Below are 24,991 nucleotides of genomic sequence, written 5' to 3'. Positions count from 1 at the left end.
TGATGCCAGTAGCCATCCCAGGATTTATCAGTAAAAGCTAAGGTAATAGAAAGAGAAGTTTGTAGCTTAATCTAATTCACGCGACTTTTTACTTTAAAGCAATATTCTTTACACCTATGAAAACTGGAGATCCACAATTACCTGCAAAGCCTCCAAACAAAGTAAGTAGTGCTTATATATTATGGCTGGGTTGTTTGCTACAGCTCAATGGATTGCACCGCCTCTACAACGGTAAAATTATCACGGGATTGATCTGGTTGGGGACTTTTGGTTTATTTGGTGTAGGACAACTCATCGATTTATTTTTGATTCCGCGAATGGTTGATGACTACAACACCAAGCTAAGAGCAAAAATAGGTTTATCTCCCTATGGTGTACCGCTAGCTCAACCTGCCTTTGTGACACATGTTATTAAACCGTCCGGCGACCAATTGATGGTCAAACTTGTTCGTGCGGCTGCAAAAAGAGGTGGTAAAATTTCGGTTACGCAAGGTGTCATGGATACTGGTGCTAGCTTCGCTGATGTAGAGGCAATGCTAAAAAATATGCTCAAATCAGGCTATGTCGGAATCGACAACGACCCCGACACTGGTGTTGTAGTTTACACCTTTTTGGAAATGTAGTTATAACAGCAATTAGCAATTAGCTTTTAGCCAGACTTCATAATTTAAGCCAAGGGCATAGCCCCAAGAAATAACTGTATGTCTTGCACTTGCAACTCTTCTATAATTAGCTAATCGCTAATTACTAATAGCTAACTGCTCTTTAATTAATTTCGTGATAACCACTTTTGACCATTTAAACGTTGCATGACTCCAAATACCATTAGGTCAAGTGTTATGCGACGCTCGTCAATCAGGAATGGCTCAATTGCACTCGGCTTAGAACCTTCGTAGCAGGAAAGGGCGCGTTGTCCTTGAATACTTTCTTCAGGAAAATAGACATTGAAATGTCGCTGTCCCTTTAGCCAAGAACCTTTAACTTGCCAGCATTCGTCGGTTAAACCGGCTACATTGATCTTTTCTTTAGCGAATTTGAGATCTAAGTCTTGAATGCCTTCTTTTGTTAGTGCTGTTTGCAAAGCTGGTATGTAGTGCTGTTGCATAAATTCAGCAAAAGGCTTGTCTTCAACCGCAGGAGGTTTCTCCTTTTTGGCAGCTGGCTTGTCTCCAGCAGCTTTCGCTGCAGCTGGTTTTTCACCTTTAGCAGCAGGAGTTTTTTTAGCAGCTGGTTTGGCTGGGGTAGATTCTTCTGATTGAGCACTCGATGTATCCGCTGCTGCTGATTTTGCTTTAGCAGCATTAGGATTCACTTCAGGATTTGCTGCTTGCGGATCAGGAGCATTTGCAGAAGGAATATCTGTAGTTTCAGGTTCGTCCGTACTGTGAAGATTTTCTGCGACGACGCTAGGCGCTTGTTCTTCTACTGTACTTGGAGGAGCTTCCTCTTTTGCAGTTTTTCCTTCAGGGGCTTGTTCAGCAACGTTAGGTTTTTCGTCTCCATTAGGGCTTGGAGTTTTTTCGTCTGCCATTGCTTAGGTTAATCCTTAGTTATATCTAGCTTTAAACGCGATCGCTTTGCTTCACGCACACTTGTCAATTTACTACTTTTTTAAATATTGACACAGAATCGCCGCAATCAATTTCTTTGATGTCATAAGTAAAGGCGATCGTCTCCACGACAAATAGTTTCAGTGGGTGTTTTCTACCAAATATTTGAACAAGTCATCAAGAATACGATTTGCTCCCAAAATATTGCTCCCAAGATGCCAAACTTCAGCATCGACTTCGTATACTCGTCCCTGTTTAACGGCTTTTAATTGCGAAAAGAGCGGATTTTTCACAAATTGGTTCACTGTAAAGCTTCCTGGCATTTTATCTGAAGCGACATGAAGTAGAAAGATCGCATCACCATCGATACTCTGAAGGTCTTCCTGCGATACTTGTACCCAGGATTTTCCCTCAATATTTTGAATCGGAGGGCGAGCTAAACCAACATCTTGCAGTACCGAACCTGGAAAACTCGTTTTGGTGTAAAAAGCGATCCACTCTTGAGCAGTCAGAATCACAGACACTTGGAGGTCGTCAGCTTGTTTTAGCTGCTGTTTGAGTTTTTTGACACGCTGATTGTAGTCGTTGAGTAGTGTTTGAACTGCATCGGTGCGACCGAGTGCTGCTGCATACAGTCTTAGTTCTTGTTTCCACTGTCCGTCAGTACTGTTTCCGGCGGTGAGGATTGTTGGAGCAATTCGCGATAACTTGTCATAAATTTGTCGATGCGCGTTTGTATTGCCGATGATTAAATCTGGCTGAAGGCGGACAATTGATTCTAAGTTGGGTGGATTTTCACCGACAGGTGTAATTCCGGCGGTGCGATCGCCGAGATAAGCTGGTAAAGCATCCGTGCGTGGCAAACTTGCGCCAATCGGTTGAACACCTAATGCTAAGGCTGCATCAAGTGGGGCTGTATCGAGGACAACGACTCGCTGCGGAGTGGTTGCAATCTTGGTTTCACCCATTGCGTGTTTCACAACGCGCACAGCACCTGATGTAGAAAGATCGTCTGCCTGTGGCGAAGGATTTTGGTTGCATGCACAAATTGCAGTTAAAGTCAAGCCAAACAAAATAAAGTAAATTAGCTGGCGCACTTGCTTAGATTTTAACCACCGCCTCAGACACATAATCATAGAACCGACTGCAAATTCACTATCAAAATTCAATTGCGTACCGCACGCTAATTGTTCTACCTCTAGCCGCCTCGCGGACAATTTCGCGAATTCCAGTACCATCTTGCGAACTCACAGGCAAATACTGCTGATTCAACAAGTTTTCGATACCGAGTTCGAGTCTTCCTTGACCGATTTGGAGGCTGCTGATGAAATCGAGCGTTGTATAGCCCTCGATTTGAAATTCCTCTACCTCTTCTTCAAATGCGCGGTCGCGATCGCCAACTAAAAGCAATTGCAAGCGATTTCGCCATCCTGGTAGCGTTTCATTTTCTATGTAGGCTGTCAACTTGAGCGGTTGAACGTCTAGACTACTTAGCGCTAGCCAGCCGCGACTATCATCAGGAAAATTAGCTTCACCTTCGTTCCATGTTAAGCTACTGCCAAAACCCCAGCGATCGCTTGGTTGCCAATCGAGTGTTGCTTCTATGCCATAGTTGCGTTGCGGACCTCGTGCTGCATTTGTCAGACCACTGGGTGCAATCACAAGGTTTTGTCCTAAATCGGAGTGGTTATAGAAACCAACCAGCGTTGCTTGTACTGTTCCCCAAGTGCCACGAACCCCAATTTCGTAGTTGTTCACCTTCTCTGGTTGCAATAAATTATCGTCTTCAATTGCAAAGCCTGCGGTTGCTTGACCAAGAAAATCTAAACTGGGAACCGCAAAACCTTGCGCGAAGTTGGCGAAGAAACTGATTTCATCGGTGACTTTATAAACACTGCCAAGATTAAAAACAACATCATCAACGCGGTTAGAACCACCTGACACTAACGCTGGTGCGTTGTCAAAATCAGCAAAGGGGTTGGCAAAAAAGTCATTGACCTCAAACCCGATCGTTTCATAGCGCAATCCTCCACTGAGTAACCATTGTGCGCTCAAATCCCACTGAACTTGGGCAAACACTCCCAGACTGTTTAATTGAAAAGGTGGTACTTGTGTAGCAGTTGTCAATACATTAGCTTCACGCCGCGTATCAAAAGCAACAGGATCGATGACTAAAAACGGTTGATCGCTGTCCTCTTGCAGATAGTCTGCACCCCACAGTAGGCGTGTTGACTCAGAAAACGGCGTTTCGACTTGTAATCGAGCGCCCCATTTACTTTGATCGAGATTCGTCTGAAATATCCCAGGAATAAACGGCGGAACGTCACCAAAGAAGGTTCTAATATCTTGAATTTCTTGCGCTATCTGGGTGTCTTGATAGTAGAGTTGTAAGTCGAGTTGCGAACCTCCTAAGTTTTCATGGCGATATTTCAAACTCGCGACTTGGTTTGTTTGTCTACTTGGTTCTTCTTGGGCAATTTCGCCGACGCGCAGCGCCCTGGCGGTTTGTAGCCCAGGAATATCTAAAATGCTGGGGTCTGAAATGAATTCGGTATCGACGCGATCGCGGTATATATCGTATGTCAATTCTAGCCGTTGTTCTGCGTCAAGATTGATTCCCACCTTAGCCAACAAGTTGAGAGTTTCTGTATCGACAATATCGTTCGGTGGAATACGATTACCTTCAGCATCAAACCAACCACCGTTTGTTTCTAAAGAGGTATTAATCCGATAGTCTACATTACCTTCATTACCCGCTAAACCATATTTCAAACTGTAACCAAAACCTTCGCCGCGTAGTTCGTCGTCGGTGCGCGTACCGATAATTAACTCGGATTGCAGCCGCTCATCAGTAGGTTGCCGCGTGATAATATTGATAACTCCACCCGTTGCACCCTGACCATATACAGCACTAGGACCACGCACAACTTCAATTCGTTCGATTGCTGATGGATCGATAGCATTGAGTTGGCGATCGAAGCCAGCATTTGTACTTTGTACGACTCCATCAATTAAAATTAGTGGTGGACGACCCCGCAATGTTTGCAAACGCCCAGTTCTCCGGTTTTGTGTTGGCGGACCAAAGCCAGGAACTAATTGACCTAAGATATCGGGTAAATTTCTTATAACCGTTGTTTGATCGTCGAGTTGTTCGCGTGTTATTGTCGTGACTGAACGCGGGACATTCTCCAACGCTTCGGCGGTACGTGTGGCTGTCACTACGATGTTAAGTTCATCAGCTTCGGTTACGGCTGCTGGCGGTACTACACTGAAGATTAACCCTTCGCGATCGCTCTCTAAGACTTCAACTTGTGGTACTGTTACGCTTCCAATTATCTGTACCTGAATTATATTGGCATCGAGATTTACGACTCGAACAGCAGTAATTCCGTCTGCTGGGTCATTTGCTAAAAACGCATTACCTTCTGGTAGCACTAACTGCGCGTTGACAACATTGGCAATCAAAGTTGCGTTCTCGCTTGCTGTCGAGAGTTCTAGCTTTTGTGGAGTAGAGGTTTCTAAAATAACTTCCAATCCATTAGCCGTTGGGTTTAACCTCACACCTTGAATTTGGACAACCTCAGTTGCTGGCGGGGAAGCCTGAGATAATCGCTGCGTTGTTTTATCAAGTTGTTTTACATTTCTAAGCAGTGATTGATAAGAATTATTAGCAATATTATTAAGTGACTTTGGCGATGCAATTGCGGTCGGAATACTCCCAACACTGAGCAATGCCATGTAGGAAATTAAAAGATGCAACTTCACTTTTGCCTCACACCATACATAATCCAACTGCTGCACCATCTGTTATCGCCCAGATGAACGATAAGTGGTAATCGGAATTACTATGCCCTCACACGATTTCCACCTTTGCAGGAGTCTTTAACCGCATAGATTTGCATGAGGATTATTGCAAGTAATTATTAAGAACGTTGGCAGAATAAACTAATTCGCCTGTCAGTGTCAAGCGATATAATACTTCTCAAAGAGTTGATATTTAAAGCAAAAGTGTTACTAAAGATTGGCTTACCGAACAACATAAAATAGAGCAGATGTCAATAACACTACTCTACTCCTAAGGGTTATTTATAGGCAGATTATGCCTTGAGTTTTAACTTACTCATCTTGATTTCAACCACAATGTCTAACCACCTGCAACAGCCGGAACAATACTCACTTCATCGCCTTCTTTGAGGGGTGTTTCGGTTCCATCCAAAAAGCGGATATCTTCACTATTGACGTATAGATTCAAAAATCGCCGTGGTTGTCCTTGTTCGTCACAAAGCCGCGATTTGATACCAGGGCAGCTTTTTTCTAGCGCTTCTATAAGTTCTGCTATATTGCTACCGTCGCATTCGAGCGTCGCTTGATTATTGGTAAATTTCTGTAATGGAGTGGGAATGAGTACTTTAACAGCCATAGTTGAGATAACAATCCTAGAGTTAGTGAAGGCGCATATTTATGCGCCCAGATAGCAAAGATGCCCCTGATTTGACAATTTAACAGTTGACGAGAGTAAGACTTGAGCAGAAGACTTATACCAAGACTTGTTGCCAGTCAAGACGCTCTAAAGTACGCGATCGCTCTAACGCACGTTCAAAACTATCAAGCTTGGCTTCAATCGTCAACGGTTCGCCGATGTAGCCTTGTACGGCTTCTTGGGTTTTGAGTCCGTTTCCAGTAATGTAGGCGACTGTGGTTTCGTCGGGGTCAATTTTACCAGCTTCCACTAGTTTTTTGAGAACTGCGATCGTTGTCCCGCCTGCGGTTTCGGTGAAGATGCCTTCGGTTTCGGCGAGTAGTTTGATGCCGTCGATGATCTGCGCATCGGTAACTGATGCAATGTTACCGTTGGTTTTCCGCGCAATTTCGAGCGCATAGATGCCATCGGCTGGATTTCCAATGGCGATTGATTTGGCGATTGTGTTGGGTTTGACGGGTTTAACAAAATCGCGTCCTTCTTTGTAGGCTTGCGCGATGGGGGAACAACCTTCGGCTTGCGCACCGCTGAACCGGACGCTTTTATCTTCGACTAAGCCGACTTGAGTAAACTCCTGGAATCCTTTGTAGATCTTTGTGAACAAGGAACCTGAGGCTAGGGGCGCAACAATGTGATCGGGTAATTGCCAGCCGAGTTGTTCGGCGACTTCATAGCCAAGAGTTTTGGAACCTTCCGAGTAATAAGGACGTAAATTGATATTGACAAATCCCCAACCATATGTATTGGCAACTTCGCAACACAAGCGGTTTACTTGGTCGTAGTTACCTTGTACTGCCATTACGGTAGGGCTGTAGATGAGCGTACCTAAGACTTTACCTGCTTCTAAATCAGAGGGGATAAATACACAACAATCTAATCCTGCATGAGCGGCGATCGCTGCAGTTGAATTTGCTAAATTTCCGGTACTTGCACACGATACGGTTGAAAAGCCTAGCTCTCGTGCGCGGGATAATGCTACGGATACCACCCGATCTTTGAAGCTAAGGGTGGGCATATTAACGGCATCATTTTTGATGTATAGCTTTTTCAATCCCAGGCGACGGGCTAAGCGGTTTGCTTGTACAAGGGGAGTCATCCCTGTACCTACATCAATGACATTTTCAGTTGCAACGGGTAAGAAAGAACGATAGCGCCAAATTGAATTTGGTCCCGATTGAATAGTTTCGCGCGTTACGGTGCGGCGGAGGGTGTTGTAATCGTAGGTAACTTCCAATGGCCCAAAGCAAGCTTCACAGACATGGCTAGCCGCAAGTTCGTATTCAGCACCACATTCCTTACATTTGAGGGCTTTGAAGGTTGCTGCTGTGGGGTTGATGGTTTTTGCCTGGGTCATGGATCGCTCTCTACTTCATTTTTTTCCGTCAACTGTCGCCTGATAGTAACACGGTGCATTTTTTCGCGTCAAACATACCCGATAAAAATAGTCGGGTTTTGCTAGAGAGTTAGGAGGTTAGAAAAGGAATCGTTAGGAATGTAGATTATGGAAAATCGATTTGTGAAGAGGATTGGTAAATTTGGCTACAAACGTGTTATGACAAGCGCCGTAGTGTAAGGCAAAGTGCAATCACCTTTGGCTCTGAGAAAAGCGCGATCGCATCACTCTGAATCGCTTCACTTTATAAGCCAGAGGTTTACACCTACAAAGAGCGATTATGACTACTGCACATCAATTACCTGATACATTTACTAAATCAGCTTCGGCAAGGCATCCACTCGACCCACTAACGCCTGAAGAAATTACAGTTGCTGTCGCAACGGTTAAAGCAGAGTACGACTTGGGGGAAAAAGTTAGGTTTCCGATGGTTGTTCTTAAGGAACCTCCTAAGAGTGTCGTTCTTAATTTTGAAGAGGGTGACAGTATTGAGCGCGAGGCTTTTATTGGGATTCTGAATAATGAAGATGGATTGACATATGAGGCGGTTGTCTCACTTAATACTGAAACTGTCAAGTCGTGGCAGCAAATTTCTGATGTCCAGCCCTCTATTATGCTGGATGAATTTATTGAGTGCGAAGCAGCGGTTAAAGCGAGTCCTGAGTTTCAGAAAGCGATCAAGAAACGCGGAATTACCGATCCAAGTTTGGTAATGGTTGACCCGTGGTCGGCGGGTTATTATGCCATTGAAGATGAAAAGGGATTGCGACTGTCACGGGCGTTGTGTTGGGTGCGTTCGAGTCCGACGGATAACGGTTATGCGCGTCCGATTGAAGGCGTGATTCCGGTTGTTGATTTGAATAAAATGGAAGTAATTCGGGTTGAGGATTATGGTGTTGTTCCTTTACCGCCGAATTCAGGAAATTATTCCACAGAGTTTATTAAAGATTTACGCAGCGATATCAAACCTCTAGAAATTACGCAGCCGGAGGGTACAAGTTTTGAGGTACAAGGAAACTTTATTAAGTGGCAAAAGTGGCAATTTCGTATCGGGTTTACGCCAAGAGAAGGTTTAGTTTTATACACTGTAGGTTACGAAGATCAAGGGCGCGTGCGTCCAATTGTATATCGCGCTTCGTTAGCCGACATGGTAGTACCTTATGGCGATCCTCGACCGCAGCATTACCGCAAAAATGCGTTTGATGTTGGGGAGTATGGTGTAGGGACTTTGGCAAATTCCTTAACTTTAGGTTGTGATTGCTTGGGTGAGATTCGCTACTTTGATGCTTATATGACGAGTAGTCGCGGACAAGTAGTGAAGATTGAAAATGCAATATGTATGCATGAGGAAGATTTTGGCATTCTCTGGAAACACGTTGATTGGAGAACGGATCATACTGAAGTAAGGCGATCGCGTCGTTTAGTCGTCTCATTTATCGCGACAGTTGGTAATTATGAATATGGGTTCTTCTGGTATTTTTACCAAGATGGTACGATTCAGTACGAAGTGAAGCTGACTGGTATTGTTAATACTGCTGCCGCAATGCCTAATGAAGTACCGAAGTACGGTACGCTGATTGCACCGCAGTTAAACGCCCCAATTCATCAACACTTCTTTAACGTGCGTCTGGATATGTGCGTTGATGGGGAAAATAACTCAGTTTACGAAGTGAATACACAAGCGGAACCCTTGGGACCTGATAATCCTTATGGTAATGCTTTTTATGCTGAGTCTAAGCTCTTATCAACTGAGTCAGAAGCACAACGCATCATTGATCCTTTTACAGGACGTTATTGGAAGATTATCAATCCTGCAGTGCACAATAGCCTTGGTCAGCCTGTGAGTTATAAGCTGATGCCTGGTGAAAACATTTTACCGTTTGCACATCCCGAATCAAGTGTGATCAAACGTGCGGGATTTATGACGAAGCACTTGTGGGTGACTCCCTATAATCCTGATGAACTCTATGCTGCGGGTGATTATCCTAATCAACATCCAGGTGATGCGGGATTACCTATTTGGACAAAGGCAAATCGGGCAATTGAGAATACAGACGTTGTGGTTTGGTATACGTTTGGACACAATCATGTGACCCGTCCAGAGGATTGGCCTGTGATGCCTGTCTCTTATATTGGTTTTATGTTAAAACCTGTGGGCTTTTTTGATAAGAGTCCGGCGATTGATGTTCCTCCTTCGGCGGCGAAGCATAAATGTTGTTCTTGAAACGTAGACGCACAGCGGCTTGCCGTAGGCTACCACCAAGGACACAAAGTTCGCAAAGGAAGAATTCAAAGATTGATTTTGGATAATGAGATCAACTATAGAATCTCACAAGCGTAGAAGTTTGGCGTTTCTGTTATTTCCGGCAACTTTTTGGTTGTTGCTATTTTTTATTCTGCCGTTATTGATTGTGTTGCTGTACAGTTTTTTGCAGCGGGGAACGTATGGCGGGGTTGTTTGGAGTTTTAGTTTAGAGAGTTATCAACGACTGACGAGTGAACTGTATTTAGGAGTTATTTGGCGTTCGATAGGGTTGGCTTTAATAACGACAGTTACTTGCTTAATTATTGGTTATCCATTAGCATTTTTTATTGCTACATGTTCTGGGCGGTGGCGGAATGTTCTAGTATTACTGGTAATTGTTCCTTTTTGGACTAATTTTTTGGTGCGTACTTACGCTTGGATTGTGCTTTTGCGACAAGAGGGGGTGATTAATGTAGCGCTACAAAATTTTCAAATTATTGATGCACCTCTAAATTTATTGTTTACTTCTTTTGCTGTTACAGTGGGCTTAATTTATGGCTATTTGCCATTTATGATTTTGCCATTATATGCCACAATGGATCGGTTTAATTTCTCGTTGGTTGAAGCAGCATATGATTTGGGTGCCAATGATATCCGCAGCTTTATACGTGTCGTTTTACCATTAACAATGCGGGGGATTGTAGCAGGATCTTTACTTGTTTTTATTCCAGCTATAGGTGCGTTTGTCACACCAGATATTCTTGGTGGTGCGAAAACTTTGATGGTAGGAAATTTGATTCAAAATCAGTTTTTACAAGCGCGTAATTGGCCTTTTGGTTCGGCACTTTCGATGTTGCTGATGGTGGTAGTTTTAGTTCCGGTGTTGGTTTATTTTCGGACATCTGAGGAAGTCTCATGACGATTTCTGTGTCAGATAATGCCTCAAGAAGGTTTGATGTATTGGTGCGATCGCTTGGTAAACGTTGGCTATTACTCCATGCAGCAGTAGGATTTGCTTTTATTTATTTGCCAATTCTGATTTTAGTTATTTACTCGTTTAATACATCGCGTTTTAATGCTGTTTGGCGTGGCTTTACTTTGGATTGGTATCGTGGTTTACTTCAAGCTGACTCGCAATTAACAGCGAACGTGACTGATACCCGAATTTGGGATGCATTACAGAATAGTTTACTCGTTGCTGTGATTTCAACACTTCTAGCAACAATCTTAGGAACAGCGATCGCACTTGCGTTAGAACGTTTTCGCTTTCCTGGGCGAGTGATTATTGATAGTTTATTGTTTCTTCCTATTGTGATTCCAGAAATTACAATGGGAATCTCTTTATTAGTTTTCTTTAGTTTAGTCTTTAGGTTAATAGAAAATTTTATAGGAATTCGATTGAATTTTGGCTTACCTACAATGATTGTTGGTCATGTATCCTTTAATATTTCTTTTGTTGCAATTACTGTCAGGGCGCGCTTAGCCGAACTCGATCCAGCACTAGAAGAAGCTGCTTTAGATTTAGGGGCTAATGAATGGAAAGTATTATCGAAAGTTATTTTACCACTAATTGCTCCAGCAATTTTTAGTGGTGCTTTGCTTGCTTTTACACTTTCTCTAGATGATTTTGTTGTGACTTTCTTTACCGCTGGAGTTGGTGCAACAACTTTACCACTTTTTGTTTACGGGATGATTAAATTTTCGGTGACACCTGCGATTAATGCTATTTCTAGTTTAATGTTGTTGGCTTCTTTGGTGTTGATAATACCTGCTTTGGTCGTTGGGACGAAAGAATTGAGGTGAACGAACCACATTGGCGTAGCCTTCCCATAGGGTAGGCGCAAAGGAGAAGTCATGAGAGATTAACTCATCAAGTAATGAATAGGATTTGAGTTCTATGATGAGAAGAATTTTGAGTTTTGTAGTGTTGTTTTTTGTTGCTTTAATATTACCACTCGGATGTAGTGGGAGTAACCAGACAAACGTGAGTGATGGTAATACACCGTCTAATGTATTGAGTGTTTATAATTGGTCTACTTATATTGCACCTGAAGTTCTTACTCAGTTTGAGAAAGAGTTTAACGCTAAAATTAAGTATGATACTTATGAAAATAGCGAAGCCCTTTATGCTAAGATTCAGCCAGGAAATCCAGGCTATGATGTTGCGTTTCCTGGAGATTACATGGTCGCAATTATGACCAATGAAGGTTTATTAGAAGAATTAAATTTAGAGAATATTCCTAATAGGAAACATCTTGATTCAACATTTGTGAATGCACCCTACGATCCAGAAAATAAATATAGTTTGCCTTATCAATGGGGAACTTTAGGAATTGGTTACAACATTACAGCAACAAATAATCAAGAAATTGATAGCTGGGCAACAATGTTTGATCCTAAATTTGCGGGAAGAACCGCTTGGCTGGATGACATGCGCCATACCACGGGTGTAATTTTAATGTATCTCGGTTTCGACCCCAATACGACTAATCCCGCAGAAATTCAGCAAGCACGAGATTTTTTAGTCAAGCATAAAGATGCGATCGCTGCTTTTGTTCCCGATACTGGTCAAATTCTACTCGATCAAGGTGAAGTCGATCTCACCCACGAGTGGAGTGGTGATATTTTCCAAGTTATGGAAGAAAACGAGCAAATCCGCTATGCAATTCCTAAAGAAGGAACAATCGTTTGGACAGATAACATGGTAGTTCTCAAAAACGCCCCTAACAAAGAACTTGCTGAAAGATTTATTAACTTCATTTTAGAACCCGAAGTTGGGGCAAAAATTTCAAACTTCATTCACTACGGTTCGCCCAACAAAACAGCCAGAGACAAAGGACTAATTAACGAAGCCGACTTACAAAACCCTGCAATCTATCCTCCACCTGAAGTTTTCGCCAAACTCAAATACATCAACGATGTCGGTCAAGCAACACCCCTCTACGACGAAGCCTGGAACGAAGTCAAAGTCGCAGTAGGCAAATAATACTTTAATGAGGAGCGAGGGGCGTTAGCGCAGCGGGACGAAGTCCGGAGCGAGTGAATAGAATTGAGCATACGATCATCCTAACCTTCCCCTCTCTAGTCTTCTTGCTCTGTGTCCTTTGTGCCTACCCTATGGGAAAGCTACGCCAATGTGGTTCGTTTCTTAAAAAGCTACACTACCAAACAAATGATACCAGCAGTCGAACTCCAACAACTCTCCAAAAAATTCACTGGAAAAAAAGACTTCCTAGCCGTCAACAACATTAATCTCCAAATAGCCTCAGGAGAATTCTTCTCCCTCCTTGGACCATCAGGATGTGGTAAAACAACAACACTACGGACGATCGCTGGATTTGAAACTCCCACATCAGGAGAGATTTTTATTCACGGCGAACCAATGTCACATCGCTTACCCTTTCACCGCCCAGTCAACACCGTATTTCAAAACTACGCATTATTTCCGCATCTCACTGTAGCCCAGAATGTCGCCTTTGGACTCGAAATGGAGAACCGCCCCCGCCGAGAAATTCAAAATCGAGTGGCTGAAGTATTAGCGCAAGTAAAACTCACCGGAATGGAAAAACGCTATCCGCGTCAACTTTCAGGAGGACAACAGCAGCGAGTCGCCTTAGCGCGGGCTTTGATCAAACAACCAGCAGTACTATTATTTGACGAACCTTTGGGAGCTTTAGATTTGAAGTTGCGCAAAGAAATGCAACTCGAACTCAAACGGATGCAACAACGCTTAGGAATTACATTCATCTACGTCACTCACGATCAAGAAGAAGCCCTCACCATGTCTGATCGCATTGCGGTAATGGATCAAGGACGGGTATTACAAGTAGGGACACCGGTTGAAATCTACGAAAACCCAACTTCGCGCTTTGTTGCCGATTTCATTGGCGAAACAAATTTCTTAATCGGACGTGTCATTAAGCGTCATCTAGATGCAGTTACGATTTTAGTTGACGAACAATTACCAGTATGCGTCAGCTGTGATGATGAAATACCACTAGATAGTATTGTCACTTTAGTTGTGCGTCCTGAAAAGGTAGTGATTTTCCCTGCTAACAGCGATGAGTCTTTGCAAGGTAAGGTAGAAGAAACTGTTTATATTGGCACTGATACGCGTTATATTGTGCGTTTAACTGAGCAGAGTTGCATTATTGTGCGATCGCAAAATCTTCACTACAGCGATCTCCATAGATTTAATTCTGGCGACACTGTAAAAGTCAAGCTACCGCCAGACAGCATCCGCATCCTTACAGAAAACTCATCTACTTACACTTCATACAACCGCCAAAATGTCAAGCCAACAGTTTTAGCCACCAGTAACTAGCCACTCGTCACTTGCTGCAAAATCCTCATTGGACCATAATGTTTGAGGATCTGCATTTGCTCATCGTTGCGGACAAACAGCGATCCGGCAAATCCTAATGAATTAACTGATATTGACTCAAAACTTTCTTGAAGACGCGGTACAACTAACATCCATTGTCGTGTTGCAAGTAGATTATAAGCACCTGATTGCTTGTCGCTTTTAAATTGATTTGTGTTGAGTCCAACAGCATGAAGCAGGTTTTGATAGCATTCTAGCGTTGCTGTAGCAGCGGTATCGAGTGTCCAACTAGGATCTAACAAAGCGATCGCATGAACAAAGGGGAATATTGATGATGTACCGATAGAATCTGTAAACTTAGCAGTAGCGATCGCCCTTTCAATTGGTAAATTTACTTTCTCAGCAAGCGGTAAGGGTACAAGTTGTAAATGTTTATGTTTTTGACTCGCACCAGCAATCTTTCCACCGTTATAGAACGCTAAACCATCAATCTCTGCTAAGGTAATCCACATCGCCTGAAAATCGCGCCAGTTAAGCCAGTTTTCCTGATCCTCAAAATCACGAGTAATCATCAGCAAGTGATGATCGACAACGTTATACTTATTCAACAGACACAAATGCGTGTCAGAAATATCTGCAACAAATAAATCTTCTTCGTAAGGTAAGAATGGATTAAAATCCTTGCCAGCAGAAGTGCTATCTTCCTGCTGCTTTTTCACCTCATCCTTTCGTACCAAGTTTGACAACGTGCGGACAAGGAAACTGATACCGTTTTGTTCTACAAACTCATAATCTGTGGGAATAGACTGAAGTGCGCCCGTATGTAAAGCATACTCAGTTTGCTCAATTACCCTTGTCCACAATTTACCAGCTTCTAATACCACTGTTCTTTCTGCGTTGATTCTCCATCAGGCATTGTAAATTTTTTTGAGTCCGGTAAATGAATTGGCGACAGACCGTCTAACATACCAATTCCCTAAATTCTGGCAACAGATTCAAACACACAAATCTAGTTCTTGGCAGCAATGCGGTTGGTTTTGCACCCGCGTTTCAGATGGGGTATCCAAGGGCGTTTGAATTTGCAACCCAATTGACAGAACTGCCTTTTGGGGGTTGAATCGTGCTTTTTTCATGAATTCGGCTTCAGAAGCAATAGATACTGCATTGAAAATAGCGATCGCCTACCACTGGATACATGATGAAGCTTCGTGTCAGCGGTTAATTGGCAGAAAACATGCTTATCATAGTGTGAATTTTGGTGCTGTTGGTGGAATTGGGGCAAATCGCCAATTTTTCTTGATCTTCACCACTGAATTATTGAGAAAAAACATATCGACCAACTATTTTGCACTCTAGCTGAAGTTTTGACAACTATTTAACTAAATTCATGGTTTATTGTTGATGTCTCAATAATTCCCCTACGAACAATCAACTATTTACAGCTATTAAGTGCCGTTTATTTTCACTAACTCTATTCCCTGAATCGTCATACTATGGATAATTTGAGGTGATTTTTACGCATTTCACCCACCTTTAGTATGATTTCTTTTCATAGCTTTTTTGTCAGTTTATTAAGTTAAGTCTTGTAGTTTATCTACGCTGCTTCTGGCTTAAACATTGAGCAAAAGACGATACTGAGTCTTCGCATGGTTGCTTGGGCAATGTGCACTACTACCTGCCTTCATAGTCCTAAATCACAGCAATTTCTGTTTTTGAATTCCAGTTAAAATTCGTTGCTTATGTCTCGCTCAGCTTATCTTATTTTTAAACCTGCTTCAGACCAACGTGATGAACAAGAGTTGTTAGAAATCCGTGCGATGTTAGAGCCGGAGTTTAACTTAAATGTTTATTTTACAACTCCCGAAGTCAGTGCTAATCAGTTAGCACATCAAGCTGTCGAAAATGGTGCTGAGGTCATTATTGCCTCTGGAGGTGACGGCACAGTTTCAGCAGCAGCGGAAGCTTTAATTAATACAGACATTCCTTTTGGCGTTATTCCGCGAGGAACTGCTAATGCTTTTGCAGCTTATCTTGGTATTCCCAGCACTCTCAAAGCTGCGTGTCAAGTCATCTTAGCAGGTAACACTCGTTTAGTAGATACGGCTTTGTGCAATAACAGACCAATGGTACTACTTGCTGGAATTGGTTTTGAAGCGAAAACTATTGAACAAGCTGACTCAGAAGCAAAAAATCGTTTCGGGGCTTTAGCTTATATCTTGGCTGGAGTCAAACAATTTTGGCAAGGTATGAAACCTTTTGAAACTAGAGTTGAAACTGAATCACAAACAGTCGCAATCCAACAAGTAACAGCGGTAACAGTTGCAAACTCAGCGCCACCAACTTCTGTACTAGCGCATGGTACTACAGGAGTTTATGCTGATGATGGTCTTTTAGATATTACAATAACGTCTCCGCAATCTCGCCTTGAAGGAGCGATCGCACTTTACCATCTCCTCAAATCAGGCTTTAACGATAGTGCTGTAGAACTTGATAATGTCAATCATCTCCGCGCCAGACACATCAAGATTAATACAGCACCTCCGCAGCCGGTCGTGTTGGATGGTAATTTAATGGGAACGACGCCTATAGAAATTGAGTGTATTCCTAATAGCTTGAATATATTTGTGCCAAGTGTAGCAACGATAAGCAAAGATTGAGGTTAAAGGAACGCCTACTATCCTCTAACCTCTTGTCCAAATTTATTTACTGGCTGCTTTAGCGATCGCACTAAGTGGTAATCCTGGAGGATAAGTACCTTCCTCTTTAACGCGCTTGATTTCTGCATCTACAATGCGTAACTTTAACTTTTCTGCTAGTGTCCGCACGATATCACCTTTATCCACTAAACCCGCAACCGCCCCAGCAGGAGAAAGTACGGTAATTTGTTGTAGCTGTTGATTTTCAAGTTGATTGATTGTGTCTGCAATTGAAGTTGCTTCTGTCACAGTAGGAATTTCTGTGAGAGGACGCGCAATGCTATGTAGAGTTTGAGTTTCCCACTGACTGCGTTCAATCAGGCGCAGATCGTCTACTGACACTATTCCGCGATAGCGTCCATCTGAAGCTGCAAAATAGACTTGCGTTGCTTTAGGTGCGAGAAGAAACAAGTCTGCAAACTGACGTAGTGTTGAGTCTGCATCGACAACTCGAAAATCCTTATTCATGGCGTCACTTACTTGTAATGTGAGTAACGCTTCTTGTAATGAAGTGATATTTTTATAAGCTGTCGCATTACGGATACCAAACCACCCCAGCAGCACAATCCACAACCCAGAAACCAACTCACCAGTCATGAAATCAATCGCAAAACCTAATGCGATCGCACTCCAACCTAAGATTTGTCCAGCGCTAGCAGCAGTGCGTACTGCTTGAAAGCGATTGCCAGTCACTTTCCATACAGCGGCTTTTAAGACTTGTCCCCCATCTAAAGGTAAGCCTGGAATTAAATTAAAGATAGCCAACACTAAGTTAATTTTCGCCAAGTCGCCGATCAGTGTACTCGACAAGCTACCTGTTGGTAAGAGATAGGCGATCGCACTCAGTAGCACAAATAAAATAACACTCACCGTAGGACCTGCGATCGCAACTTGAAATGCTTGTCCTGGTGTTTTTGATTCTTCCTCAATTGCGGCAATACCACCAAAGAGAAATAATGTAATCGATTTGACATTAATGCCTTGCGATCGCGCTGCTAAACTATGACCGAGTTCGTGTAATAGAACTGAACCAAATAACAACAACGCAGTAATAATTCCCGCACTCCAGCCTAATGTTGCTCCCCACTGTTGGTAAGATAAACCAAAGTTAAGCGTTGCTACTGCCAAAATTACGAACCACAAAGGGTCTAATAACAGCGGAATGCCAAATAAAGATCCTATTCGCCAACTTGTTTGCATGAAATTTTCCTAAAACTCAGCACTTTAAGGCAGACAATCCATGCATACTTGCTAGACTTTGTCAAGATTTTCACCGCTCAGATGTGAGTTATCCAGCAATTATAGATTTGTAATTCACCTTACTTCTAGAATAGACAATCACTCTGACTCACTACTACTCCAGTTATTTCGAGGAATCCGTACCTTGAGGAGTTATGCTAAGTCATTTTGAGATTGCTACAGATGGCTGACACGGACGCGGAGATTGGTTTCCTTAAATAAAAGTAGTGGAAGCGATCGCTTGGTAGCACTCACCTAACGCTCTAGCAGAAGACTTTGAGTTTATAGTTTTACTCCAAATATAGAGTTAAAAGTATACAGCAGGCTAATGCGGTTGACGCTTAAGCATAAATAAATGATAATAATTTGCATTTGTCACCCATTTGAGTCTGTCATCTGGAGTTTGTTGTGACCCTTACTATTTCAGAGGAAGACTACGCCCATCTTTGGCAGGATGTCCTAGAACAAGAATTCTGCAATTCATCTGAAGTGATGGAATTTTGTCATGACTGCATCTAACAATACAGTAGACGCTGAACGAGAACGATGGCAGCAAAATGCTGTCTTGCGATCGCTTTGTGCCTATCAAAACAATCAGGTTTATTTTGTAGATTATCAACTCTGGAGCCGAATTCGCGGAGCGATCGCGGCTGATTTGATTGTGGATAATGTGCAAGAGTTGCTAAATGCCGAAATTAGTCACGTTAGCGATCGCCAACAAATACACTAATGCTCATCCTTCTTTGTCTACATTTTGGTAAAACAATTAGCTTATGGAAAATTTTTTGTGCGCTGAGCACTCGCGCCAATCTGGAGTAGATATTATCGGTTCTGCCTCCGAGCATCACATTTATGTAGCGATTGAATGTCCTCCTCCCTGGGCATCCTACGATTTAGAATCTAGCGGAATTCCAGATAACTTACGCGAACTCGCTGACGAAATTGACGAAGAGTACGATCGCTTCCAAACTCGGTTTTTGCTCATCTACAATGAACGCCTAAAGCAAGACAATCTCACTATTTTGATCTTTCGCAAACAATCGGGACTGTCAACAGGATATGTCAAACAAGAATTTCATCTTGCGGATATGCAAGATGTTGCCCCTCTAGTTAAGCAGTATGTGATGGGTGAAGCAACGGATGCACTTCCGATTGACAACCCTACAAAAGATATCTTGATTTGTACTCACGGTAGCCGCGATCGCTGCTGTTCTCGCTTTGGCAACCCAATCTATCACCAAGCATTGAAGATTGTGGAGGAGCGATCGCTAGATCGCATTCGCGTCTGGCAAGCCAGTCATATTGGCGGACACCGGATGGCTCCCACAGCAGTCACTTTTCCTGATGCTCGTTACTATGGCTACCTGACGCCAGAATCACTGCGGTCAATTCTGACGCAAACGGGGAGACTTGACTGGATTGCTCAACAATATCGAGGCTGTGGTAGGCTGCCTTGGGCGGCTCAAATTCTAGAACGAGAACTAATCGTTACTTACAGATGGCAATGGTTTGACTATCGAATAGAAGGTCGCGTGTTAGAGCACAACGAAGATGAAAGCTTTAACCAGGTTGAGATAGTGGCAGATACTCCAGAAGGCGATCGCCATCGCTACACAGCAACTATTTTATTAGATAAATCAAAAACAGTATACCTAAAGGGTTCCTGCAATAGTGAAAAAGCTTCATTGGTGGAGCAATATCGAGTTGAGGCACTGACAGATTGTTGTGTACCTATGTAGATGAGCCATCGGCGTCACTTTTGTTGATTTCAGCACAAATAAAGCGGGAGGAAATCCTCACCGCTACTGCTTGTTAATTGCGAATAAACAGGGAATGATGACGTAGATATAGTCTACTTAAGAACGCCAATGTTATTGAGTCCTAGGATAATACCGAAGCCAACAATATGACCTAAGCTCACAGAACCGAGGACTGTACCTACACTAGGATTGTTAAATAGCGATGGGAACGGTAGTGGCATCTTAGGACCAACTTGAGGATAGCGAATTGTCCGACCAGCAATGAATAAAATCAACACAGAGGCAATAATAATAATTGCCGTTCCTGTCCAACTCCACCTTAGAGTGTCAGGAACTGTTGGTTGCACTGCTGCTAGTAAAATTAAGTCAGTCAAGTTTCTCTCTCCTAAACAAAACGATATTAATAATTAAGGATTATCAAATTTCGTTAGGACACACAAAGTCTCTGTTTTAAGAGTTAACAGTTACAAGCTATTTTTGATACAAAACTTAATGCGAGTTAAAATCTGCGGAATTACAAAACCAGAACAAGGACAAGCGATCGCCCAACTAGGTGCAACAGCGCTAGGGTTTATCTGCGTACCGGCATCTCCCCGTTACATCACTGCTACGCAAATTCAAGCTATTGTGTCGCGAATACCACAACACTTTGAGCGTATTGGTGTCTTTGCAAATACAACTTGTGCAGAAATTTTCCAGGTCGTTACAGATGGAGATCTTACTGGTGTCCAATTACATGGTGACGAATCTCCAGAATTTTGCACTCGACTCCGTCAATCGTTACCCACTGGGGTCGAAATCATCAAAGCTTTAAGAGTGCGTAATTCACAAGCTTTAGCTCAAACAAATTTTTATGTAGACTGCGTAGACACACTTTTGCTCGATGCCTACCACCCTCAGATGCTGGGTGGTACTGGAAAAACTATTGACTGGATAACTTTACAGCAATTCTGCCCAAGTTGCCCTTGGTTACTTGCTGGCGGATTAACTCCAGAAAACGTCAACGATGCTCTTGATCGGTTAAAACCTGATGGTATTGATTTATCAAGTGGTGTAGAACGCGCCCCTGGTGACAAAGATTTAATAAAAGTTGCCCAATTATTTCGACAACTAGCAGCTAGAAAAACGCTGGCTGATGCCGAATTAAATTCAAAAATTCCTCACGAGTTTTCTGCTCGTCGTGAAATACGCCTACCATAGCACTGGTAACTGTCCAGGAGCCTGGTTTTTGAACACCACGCATTACCATACACATATGTGTTGCTTCCATCACGACAGCAACGCCTTGGGGTTCTAAAATCGTTTGTACAGCTTCGGCAATTTGACGTGTCAGACGTTCTTGCACTTGCAAGCGACGCGAGTACATCTCGACAATACGAGCTAGCTTACTTAGTCCCACAACTTTTTCATTCGGGATATATGCAACGTGTGCTCTGCCCATAAACGGCAGCATATGATGCTCGCATAAGCTAAAGAAATTGATGTCTCTTACCAGTACCATCTCATTGTGACCTTCGTCAAAGATGGCGTCATTGACGAGTTCTTCTAGCGATTGATTGTAACCACTAGTGAGAAAATGCATTGCTTCAACAACACGCTTAGGAGTTTTTAAAAGCCCCTCGCGATCTGGATCTTCTCCCACGCCTAATAACATTGTGCGTACTGCGTCCACCATCTTTTCATCAAGATCTTCTGGAGGTGGCTGCAATTTAGCTTCTTTACCGTTTTGAGTATTGCGATCTGGTCTTGTTGCAATACGATTAATTTTATCTTCTAAGCTATCTGGCATTAGAGGCGAGTTAGAGCGGGAAGAACCGCCAGAGAATCCAATAGTCATGATCTCAAGTTTCAGTTAAGGTTTGTATAATTAATGTTTAGGGTTGTGACCTATAACACATTCAGCCGTAATTGTCAATCCTACAGCCAGTGTCTGAAGGTTGATAGTGTATGTTTATTCCTGATCGCTTCACAAAACGCCTGCGTTAGGCATTAAGGTTAATTCCTCAATAACTGCTTGTTGTGGCAGTAGTACTGTGTGGAGAATTGACTGGGCTACACTTTCTGGCGTCAACATTGCTGAGCGCTCAAGTTTAATTTTTACAGTATCGCTGTTCCAGAGTTCAGTATCGACTGCACCTGGGCAAATAGTTGTAACGCGAATACCATTCTGGCGTTCTTCTGCGGCTAAGGTTTTAGAAAGTGCAATTAATCCAGCCTTACTAGCAGAGTAAGCACCCCAACTAGGAAAAGGCTGCACGCCAGCTATAGAAGCAACGTTGATGATGGTACCTGTGCCGCGATCGCGCATTATTGGCAAAACTCCCAAAATGCATTGAAATACACTTGTCAGATTCAAGTTCATCACTGCTTGCCAGTCAGTTAATGGTGTTTCACTTAGATTTCCGGTGTATCCCATTCCAGCACTATTGACTAAAATATCTACCTTGAAATCCGCTGCGATCGCGCTGATCTGTTCTCGCACTTGTTCAACATCAGCTAAATCGAGTGGACATGCTGTAACTTTTACCCCTGTTTGCTGCACTGCACTAGCTACAGCCGCTAATTTTTCTTGAGAACGGCTCACTAGTGCAACATCAATTCCCACCTTAGCAAATGCTAAAGCTGTTGCTTTTCCAATTCCACTACTTGCACCAGTAATCAAGGCGCTTTTACTTTTCGCCAAATTCATGAATTCCTGTTTCCTTGAAGAAGTGGCATTGCTTCCTCATTATCTCAACTTCTTACTCTAGATAGATTAATCGTTTCTAAGACTTAGATTAGTGTTCTTCTGGCATAGAGTAACCTAAATTAACTGCTTGAGTGCAGATGAATTGACAAATAACAGATTGCTCACAAGCAAGTTGCCATGAGCAACCCTCACTACAGACCTGTAGCAAGATGATTTGTTCTGCAGGTGCGCTGTTTGTAAAGTTTCTTTACGCGCTAAAGGTAATTATATCACCTGCTTTCTCGATCGCAATTGATGAAACTTCTTAAGATAATTCAGTAAAAACACCTAGTCTGCGAAATTTCTGGTAGCGCATTTTACGTCGCTCTTGACCATTCATTTGCAATAAAGTTTCTAAGTTTTCAATTAATGCTTGCTTAAGGATTGTCGCTGCACTAAGCGGATCAGAATGTGCGCCACCACTTGGTTCAGGTAAGAGTTGATCGAGAATACCCAGATTTTTCAAGTCTGGAGCTGTAATTTTTAAAGCAACTGCAGCTTGAGATGCTTTGGCAGCATCTTTCCAGAGAATAGCCGCGCAAGCTTCAGGAGTGGCAACCGTATAAACTGAGTGTTCAAACATCAGTAAACGCTCGCCTACACCAATACCCAAAGCTCCCCCAGAACCGCCTTCGCCGATAACAGTACAAATAATCGGCACCTCAAAACGAAACATTTCACGCAGATTATAAGCGATCGCCTCGCCTGCACCTTTGTATTCCGCTTCTGCTGTTGGTAGAGCGCCAGGCGTGTCAATAAACGTCAAGATCGGCATTCCAAATCGATTGGCGTGTTCCATGAGCCGTATTGCCTTACGATAACCTCCAGGAGATGCCATCCCAAAGTTACGGGCAATATTATCTTTCGTATCGCGACCTTTTTGATGCCCCAACATGACAACAGCGCGTCCTGCCAACTTTGCCACTCCACCAACTAAAGCCGGATCGTCAGTGCCTCTGCGATCGCCATGCATTTCCATCCACTCATCACTAATTGCTTGAATGTAATCCAAAGTACTTGGGCGGCGTGGGTGTCGTGCCAATTGCAGTTTCTGCGAAGGCGAAAGACTACTAAAAATTTCTTGTCGTAGTTGCATGGCGCGGGCTTCCAATTGGCGAATATCCTCGGAAACATCGACGCCATTTTCTGCCGCAAGTTCGCGAATTTGCTCAATTCGTGATTCAAGTTCAATCAGCGGCTTCTCGAAGTCTAGAAGTAGCGGTTTGCGCTCAGTAGTTGCCATAGTGAGTCGGGGTTCAGAAAGAGTTGGGTAAGTGGGTAGTTGGGTAGGCGGTAGGCGAGTAAGCGGGCAGTTGGGTATGAGGGAAGTTGACAATTATCTTTTACACTCCCACACTCCCACTCTCCTACACTCCCACACTTCCACCAGTCACTCGCCGCCCCTCGCCCCTTAACGCCAGTTTGACGCCACTTGCTACAACGAGGGGAACCCCCGCAACGCAGTGGCTCCTCAACGGAGGACACCTCCGCACGTAACTGGCTCCTCCTTACCCCTGTTTCCTACACTAGTAGAGGACGAAAACCATGTTTTACAGATACTTGACCGATTTGTTCCATCTTTTCTACTGTAATTTGGTTACGTCCCCAAGAAAAGTTAGTATGTAACTTCTCAAATTCTAGTAGCATCGACTCAGCAAAACAAGCGAATAGCTGGCGGGCTGGAACATCCATATTCACTATGCTCATAATTCGCCAGTCAATGTCAAGCGAGTGCTCTACAATCCCACCATTAAGTACACTTATACCTGGATACTGCACCTTGGTGACTAAATTTTTAGGATAACCACCATCAATGAGTAAACAGGGTTGCTTCAGCGTTGTAGGATCAATTTCCATTCCCTTGGGCATACTGGCTACCCAGACGATAATATCTGCTTGAGGTAAAGCTTCGTCTAAGCTCAGAATCTTGCCACGACCGAGTTCTGATTGCAAGTGTTGTAATCGCTCTTGATTGCGGGCAATTAATAGCAACTCTGCTACATCTGTTCTAGCGTCCAACCAACGGCAGATTGCACTGCCAATGTCACCTGTAGCACCACACACTGCAACGGTTGCTTTTGAGAGTTCAATGCCTAGCTTTCTAGAGGCTTGTTCAACTTGGCGGCAAATAATATAAGCTGTGTGTGTATTACCAGTCGTAAACCGCTCAAACTCCAGCCGCACATTACGCACTTGTCGATTTTGGTACAAGTTAAAATTTTCAAAAATTATCGAGGAGAAACCGCCCAAAGCCGTGATATTGATACCATGCTTTTGCGCATGAGCCATAGCGTTGAGTACTTTCCGCGTTGCTGCTTTGATACGGCGTGAAGCTAGCATTTCTGGAAGAAAGCAAGATTCTACATACCGACCTTCAATTATTTGACCAGTAATGCTTGTAACTTTGATAGTATCTACGATTTGGGGCGGAGCGCTGCACCAAAAATCAAGCCCTTGATCTGCGTATTCAGGGTAGCCTAACTCCTTAGCTACTGCTTGGGCGTGTTCCAAACTAGTAAGATGACCGATTAGACCAAACATTTATTGTGCTGTATTAGACCTATGGCTGCTATTAG

At 43.1% G+C, this 24,991-nt stretch carries 25 protein-coding genes; 12 read left to right on the top strand and 13 right to left on the bottom strand.

Annotated features, from left to right (window positions below):
* Positions 1-116 precede the first annotated feature (116 nt).
* A complete protein-coding gene (locus tag CSQ79_RS02130; RefSeq protein WP_099699534.1) occupies positions 117-623 on the top strand; it encodes a TM2 domain-containing protein in 507 nt (168 codons plus the stop codon).
* 146 nt (positions 624-769) lie between these two features.
* Here the strand turns inward: CSQ79_RS02130 and CSQ79_RS02125 are convergent, their stop codons facing one another.
* From CSQ79_RS02125 to thrC, 5 genes are all read right to left on the bottom strand, one after another.
* Positions 770-1,531: a DUF2996 domain-containing protein gene (locus CSQ79_RS02125; protein WP_099699533.1), complete on the bottom strand. Its 762-nt coding sequence runs from the start codon at positions 1,529-1,531 to the stop codon at positions 770-772.
* A gap of 159 nt (positions 1,532-1,690) precedes the next feature.
* Positions 1,691-2,719, bottom strand: coding sequence for an ABC transporter substrate-binding protein (locus CSQ79_RS02120; protein ID WP_289500307.1), 1,029 nt, complete (start codon positions 2,717-2,719; stop codon positions 1,691-1,693).
* Entirely contained in the window at positions 2,709-5,354 is a 2,646-nt protein-coding gene (locus tag CSQ79_RS02115; protein WP_099699531.1) for a TonB-dependent receptor domain-containing protein, read from the bottom strand. Before CSQ79_RS02115 ends, CSQ79_RS02120 begins: the two co-directional genes overlap by 11 nt.
* Positions 5,355-5,694: 340 nt before the next feature.
* A complete protein-coding gene (locus CSQ79_RS02110) occupies positions 5,695-5,970 on the bottom strand; it encodes a MoaD/ThiS family protein (protein ID WP_099699530.1) in 276 nt (91 codons plus the stop codon).
* Between the two features lie 115 nt (positions 5,971-6,085).
* Positions 6,086-7,384 (bottom strand): threonine synthase, encoded by a 1,299-nt coding sequence (gene thrC / locus CSQ79_RS02105; protein ID WP_099699529.1) that lies wholly within the window; start codon positions 7,382-7,384, stop codon positions 6,086-6,088.
* A gap of 319 nt (positions 7,385-7,703) precedes the next feature.
* On the opposite strand from thrC, the gene CSQ79_RS02100 reads away from it, so the two are divergent.
* The 5 genes from CSQ79_RS02100 (at position 7,704) to CSQ79_RS02080 (ending at position 13,992) form a co-directional block, all read left to right on the top strand.
* On the top strand, positions 7,704-9,647 hold the full coding sequence (locus CSQ79_RS02100) for a primary-amine oxidase (RefSeq protein WP_099699528.1): 1,944 nt from the start codon (positions 7,704-7,706) through the stop codon (positions 9,645-9,647).
* Between the two features lie 85 nt (positions 9,648-9,732).
* Positions 9,733-10,587 carry an ABC transporter permease gene (locus tag CSQ79_RS02095; RefSeq protein ID WP_099699527.1) on the top strand — a complete coding sequence of 285 codons (855 nt, stop codon included), beginning with the start codon at positions 9,733-9,735 and terminating at the stop codon, positions 10,585-10,587.
* Positions 10,584-11,471 (top strand): ABC transporter permease, encoded by an 888-nt coding sequence (locus CSQ79_RS02090; RefSeq protein ID WP_289500301.1) that lies wholly within the window; start codon positions 10,584-10,586, stop codon positions 11,469-11,471. Before CSQ79_RS02095 ends, CSQ79_RS02090 begins: the two co-directional genes overlap by 4 nt.
* A gap of 97 nt (positions 11,472-11,568) precedes the next feature.
* A complete protein-coding gene (locus tag CSQ79_RS02085) occupies positions 11,569-12,654 on the top strand; it encodes an ABC transporter substrate-binding protein (protein WP_099699526.1) in 1,086 nt (361 codons plus the stop codon).
* 186 nt (positions 12,655-12,840) lie between these two features.
* On the top strand, positions 12,841-13,992 hold the full coding sequence (locus CSQ79_RS02080; protein WP_289500297.1) for an ABC transporter ATP-binding protein: 1,152 nt from the start codon (positions 12,841-12,843) through the stop codon (positions 13,990-13,992).
* On the opposite strand, the gene CSQ79_RS02075 is transcribed toward CSQ79_RS02080, so the two are convergent.
* Together CSQ79_RS02075 and CSQ79_RS27290 are read right to left on the bottom strand one after the other, a co-directional pair.
* Positions 13,989-14,876 (bottom strand): ATP adenylyltransferase family protein, encoded by an 888-nt coding sequence (locus CSQ79_RS02075; protein WP_099699525.1) that lies wholly within the window; start codon positions 14,874-14,876, stop codon positions 13,989-13,991. The two genes, CSQ79_RS02080 and CSQ79_RS02075, sit on opposite strands and share 4 nt — an antisense overlap.
* A 111-nt stretch (positions 14,877-14,987) precedes the next feature.
* Complete coding sequence (locus CSQ79_RS27290; RefSeq protein ID WP_289500295.1) at positions 14,988-15,125, bottom strand: hypothetical protein; 138 nt, start codon at positions 15,123-15,125, stop codon at positions 14,988-14,990.
* Between CSQ79_RS27290 and CSQ79_RS02070 the strand changes: the two genes are divergently transcribed.
* Together CSQ79_RS02070 and CSQ79_RS02065 are read left to right on the top strand one after the other, a co-directional pair.
* Positions 15,124-15,348, top strand: coding sequence for a hypothetical protein (locus CSQ79_RS02070; protein WP_289500293.1), 225 nt, complete (start codon positions 15,124-15,126; stop codon positions 15,346-15,348). The two genes, CSQ79_RS27290 and CSQ79_RS02070, sit on opposite strands and share 2 nt — an antisense overlap.
* Positions 15,349-15,731: 383 nt before the next feature.
* Positions 15,732-16,649, top strand: coding sequence for a YegS/Rv2252/BmrU family lipid kinase (locus CSQ79_RS02065; protein WP_099699524.1), 918 nt, complete (start codon positions 15,732-15,734; stop codon positions 16,647-16,649).
* A gap of 42 nt (positions 16,650-16,691) precedes the next feature.
* Here the strand turns inward: CSQ79_RS02065 and CSQ79_RS02060 are convergent, their stop codons facing one another.
* The gene (locus CSQ79_RS02060; RefSeq protein ID WP_099699523.1) at positions 16,692-17,888 is read right to left on the bottom strand and encodes a site-2 protease family protein; all 1,197 of its coding nucleotides are present in this window, start codon (positions 17,886-17,888) and stop codon (positions 16,692-16,694) included.
* Between the two features lie 544 nt (positions 17,889-18,432).
* Between CSQ79_RS02060 and CSQ79_RS02055 the strand changes: the two genes are divergently transcribed.
* Together CSQ79_RS02055 and CSQ79_RS02050 are read left to right on the top strand one after the other, a co-directional pair.
* Positions 18,433-18,657 carry a hypothetical protein gene (locus CSQ79_RS02055; RefSeq protein WP_099699522.1) on the top strand — a complete coding sequence of 75 codons (225 nt, stop codon included), beginning with the start codon at positions 18,433-18,435 and terminating at the stop codon, positions 18,655-18,657.
* Positions 18,658-18,700: 43 nt separating this feature from the next.
* On the top strand, positions 18,701-19,666 hold the full coding sequence (locus CSQ79_RS02050; protein ID WP_099699521.1) for a ferredoxin family protein: 966 nt from the start codon (positions 18,701-18,703) through the stop codon (positions 19,664-19,666).
* 113 nt (positions 19,667-19,779) lie between these two features.
* Here CSQ79_RS02050 and psaK read toward each other — a convergent pair whose 3' ends face one another.
* Complete coding sequence (psaK, locus tag CSQ79_RS02045; RefSeq protein WP_099699520.1) at positions 19,780-20,061, bottom strand: photosystem I reaction center subunit PsaK; 282 nt, start codon at positions 20,059-20,061, stop codon at positions 19,780-19,782.
* Positions 20,062-20,179: 118 nt separating this feature from the next.
* On the opposite strand from psaK, the gene CSQ79_RS02040 reads away from it, so the two are divergent.
* The gene (locus CSQ79_RS02040) at positions 20,180-20,887 is read left to right on the top strand and encodes a phosphoribosylanthranilate isomerase (RefSeq protein WP_099699519.1); all 708 of its coding nucleotides are present in this window, start codon (positions 20,180-20,182) and stop codon (positions 20,885-20,887) included.
* Here CSQ79_RS02040 and folE read toward each other — a convergent pair.
* The 3 genes from folE to CSQ79_RS02025 all read right to left on the bottom strand — a co-directional run bounded on the left by folE (position 20,805) and on the right by CSQ79_RS02025 (position 23,658).
* On the bottom strand, positions 20,805-21,524 hold the full coding sequence (gene folE, locus CSQ79_RS02035) for a GTP cyclohydrolase I FolE (RefSeq protein WP_099699518.1): 720 nt from the start codon (positions 21,522-21,524) through the stop codon (positions 20,805-20,807). The two genes, CSQ79_RS02040 and folE, sit on opposite strands and share 83 nt — an antisense overlap.
* 129 nt (positions 21,525-21,653) lie before the next feature.
* Positions 21,654-22,376 (bottom strand): SDR family oxidoreductase, encoded by a 723-nt coding sequence (locus CSQ79_RS02030; RefSeq protein ID WP_099699517.1) that lies wholly within the window; start codon positions 22,374-22,376, stop codon positions 21,654-21,656.
* Between the two features lie 304 nt (positions 22,377-22,680).
* Positions 22,681-23,658 (bottom strand): acetyl-CoA carboxylase carboxyltransferase subunit alpha, encoded by a 978-nt coding sequence (locus CSQ79_RS02025; RefSeq protein ID WP_099699516.1) that lies wholly within the window; start codon positions 23,656-23,658, stop codon positions 22,681-22,683.
* An 86-nt stretch (positions 23,659-23,744) separates the two neighbouring features.
* On the opposite strand from CSQ79_RS02025, the gene CSQ79_RS27285 reads away from it, so the two are divergent.
* Positions 23,745-23,912: a hypothetical protein gene (locus tag CSQ79_RS27285; RefSeq protein WP_289500284.1), complete on the top strand. Its 168-nt coding sequence runs from the start codon at positions 23,745-23,747 to the stop codon at positions 23,910-23,912.
* A gap of 24 nt (positions 23,913-23,936) precedes the next feature.
* Here the strand turns inward: CSQ79_RS27285 and CSQ79_RS02020 are convergent, their stop codons facing one another.
* Positions 23,937-24,956: a long-chain acyl-[acyl-carrier-protein] reductase gene (locus CSQ79_RS02020; protein ID WP_099699515.1), complete on the bottom strand. Its 1,020-nt coding sequence runs from the start codon at positions 24,954-24,956 to the stop codon at positions 23,937-23,939.
* Positions 24,957-24,991: the final 35 nt, after the last annotated feature.

It is taken from the genome of Gloeocapsopsis sp. IPPAS B-1203 (assembly GCF_002749975.1).
GTDB lineage: Bacteria > Cyanobacteriota > Cyanobacteriia > Cyanobacteriales > Chroococcidiopsidaceae > Gloeocapsopsis.
This window is presented reverse-complemented; position numbering and strand designations above follow the sequence as displayed.

Bases quoted from the DNA above. Each gene is read 5' to 3' on its own strand.
- CSQ79_RS02130 (WP_099699534.1), top strand. From the start codon at position 117: ATGAAAACTGGAGATCCACAATTACCTGCAAAGCCTCCAAACAAAGTA.
- CSQ79_RS02125 (WP_099699533.1), bottom strand. From the start codon at position 1,531: ATGGCAGACGAAAAAACTCCAAGCCCTAATGGAGACGAAAAACCTAAC.
- CSQ79_RS02115 (WP_099699531.1), bottom strand. From the start codon at position 5,354: ATGGTGCAGCAGTTGGATTATGTATGGTGTGAGGCAAAAGTGAAGTTG.
- CSQ79_RS02110 (WP_099699530.1), bottom strand. From the start codon at position 5,970: ATGGCTGTTAAAGTACTCATTCCCACTCCATTACAGAAATTTACCAAT.
- thrC (WP_099699529.1), bottom strand. From the start codon at position 7,384: ATGACCCAGGCAAAAACCATCAACCCCACAGCAGCAACCTTCAAAGCC.
- CSQ79_RS02100 (WP_099699528.1), top strand. From the start codon at position 7,704: ATGACTACTGCACATCAATTACCTGATACATTTACTAAATCAGCTTCG.
- CSQ79_RS02095 (WP_099699527.1), top strand. From the start codon at position 9,733: ATGAGATCAACTATAGAATCTCACAAGCGTAGAAGTTTGGCGTTTCTG.
- CSQ79_RS02090 (WP_289500301.1), top strand. From the start codon at position 10,584: ATGACGATTTCTGTGTCAGATAATGCCTCAAGAAGGTTTGATGTATTG.
- CSQ79_RS02085 (WP_099699526.1), top strand. From the start codon at position 11,569: ATGAGAAGAATTTTGAGTTTTGTAGTGTTGTTTTTTGTTGCTTTAATA.
- CSQ79_RS02080 (WP_289500297.1), top strand. From the start codon at position 12,841: ATGATACCAGCAGTCGAACTCCAACAACTCTCCAAAAAATTCACTGGA.
- CSQ79_RS02070 (WP_289500293.1), top strand. From the start codon at position 15,124: ATGAATTCGGCTTCAGAAGCAATAGATACTGCATTGAAAATAGCGATC.
- CSQ79_RS27290 (WP_289500295.1), bottom strand. From the start codon at position 15,125: ATGAAAAAAGCACGATTCAACCCCCAAAAGGCAGTTCTGTCAATTGGG.
- CSQ79_RS02065 (WP_099699524.1), top strand. From the start codon at position 15,732: ATGTCTCGCTCAGCTTATCTTATTTTTAAACCTGCTTCAGACCAACGT.
- CSQ79_RS02060 (WP_099699523.1), bottom strand. From the start codon at position 17,888: ATGCAAACAAGTTGGCGAATAGGATCTTTATTTGGCATTCCGCTGTTA.
- CSQ79_RS02055 (WP_099699522.1), top strand. From the start codon at position 18,433: ATGACTGCATCTAACAATACAGTAGACGCTGAACGAGAACGATGGCAG.
- CSQ79_RS02050 (WP_099699521.1), top strand. From the start codon at position 18,701: ATGGAAAATTTTTTGTGCGCTGAGCACTCGCGCCAATCTGGAGTAGAT.
- CSQ79_RS02040 (WP_099699519.1), top strand. From the start codon at position 20,180: ATGCGAGTTAAAATCTGCGGAATTACAAAACCAGAACAAGGACAAGCG.
- folE (WP_099699518.1), bottom strand. From the start codon at position 21,524: ATGACTATTGGATTCTCTGGCGGTTCTTCCCGCTCTAACTCGCCTCTA.
- CSQ79_RS02030 (WP_099699517.1), bottom strand. From the start codon at position 22,376: ATGAATTTGGCGAAAAGTAAAAGCGCCTTGATTACTGGTGCAAGTAGT.
- CSQ79_RS02025 (WP_099699516.1), bottom strand. From the start codon at position 23,658: ATGGCAACTACTGAGCGCAAACCGCTACTTCTAGACTTCGAGAAGCCG.
- CSQ79_RS02020 (WP_099699515.1), bottom strand. From the start codon at position 24,956: ATGTTTGGTCTAATCGGTCATCTTACTAGTTTGGAACACGCCCAAGCA.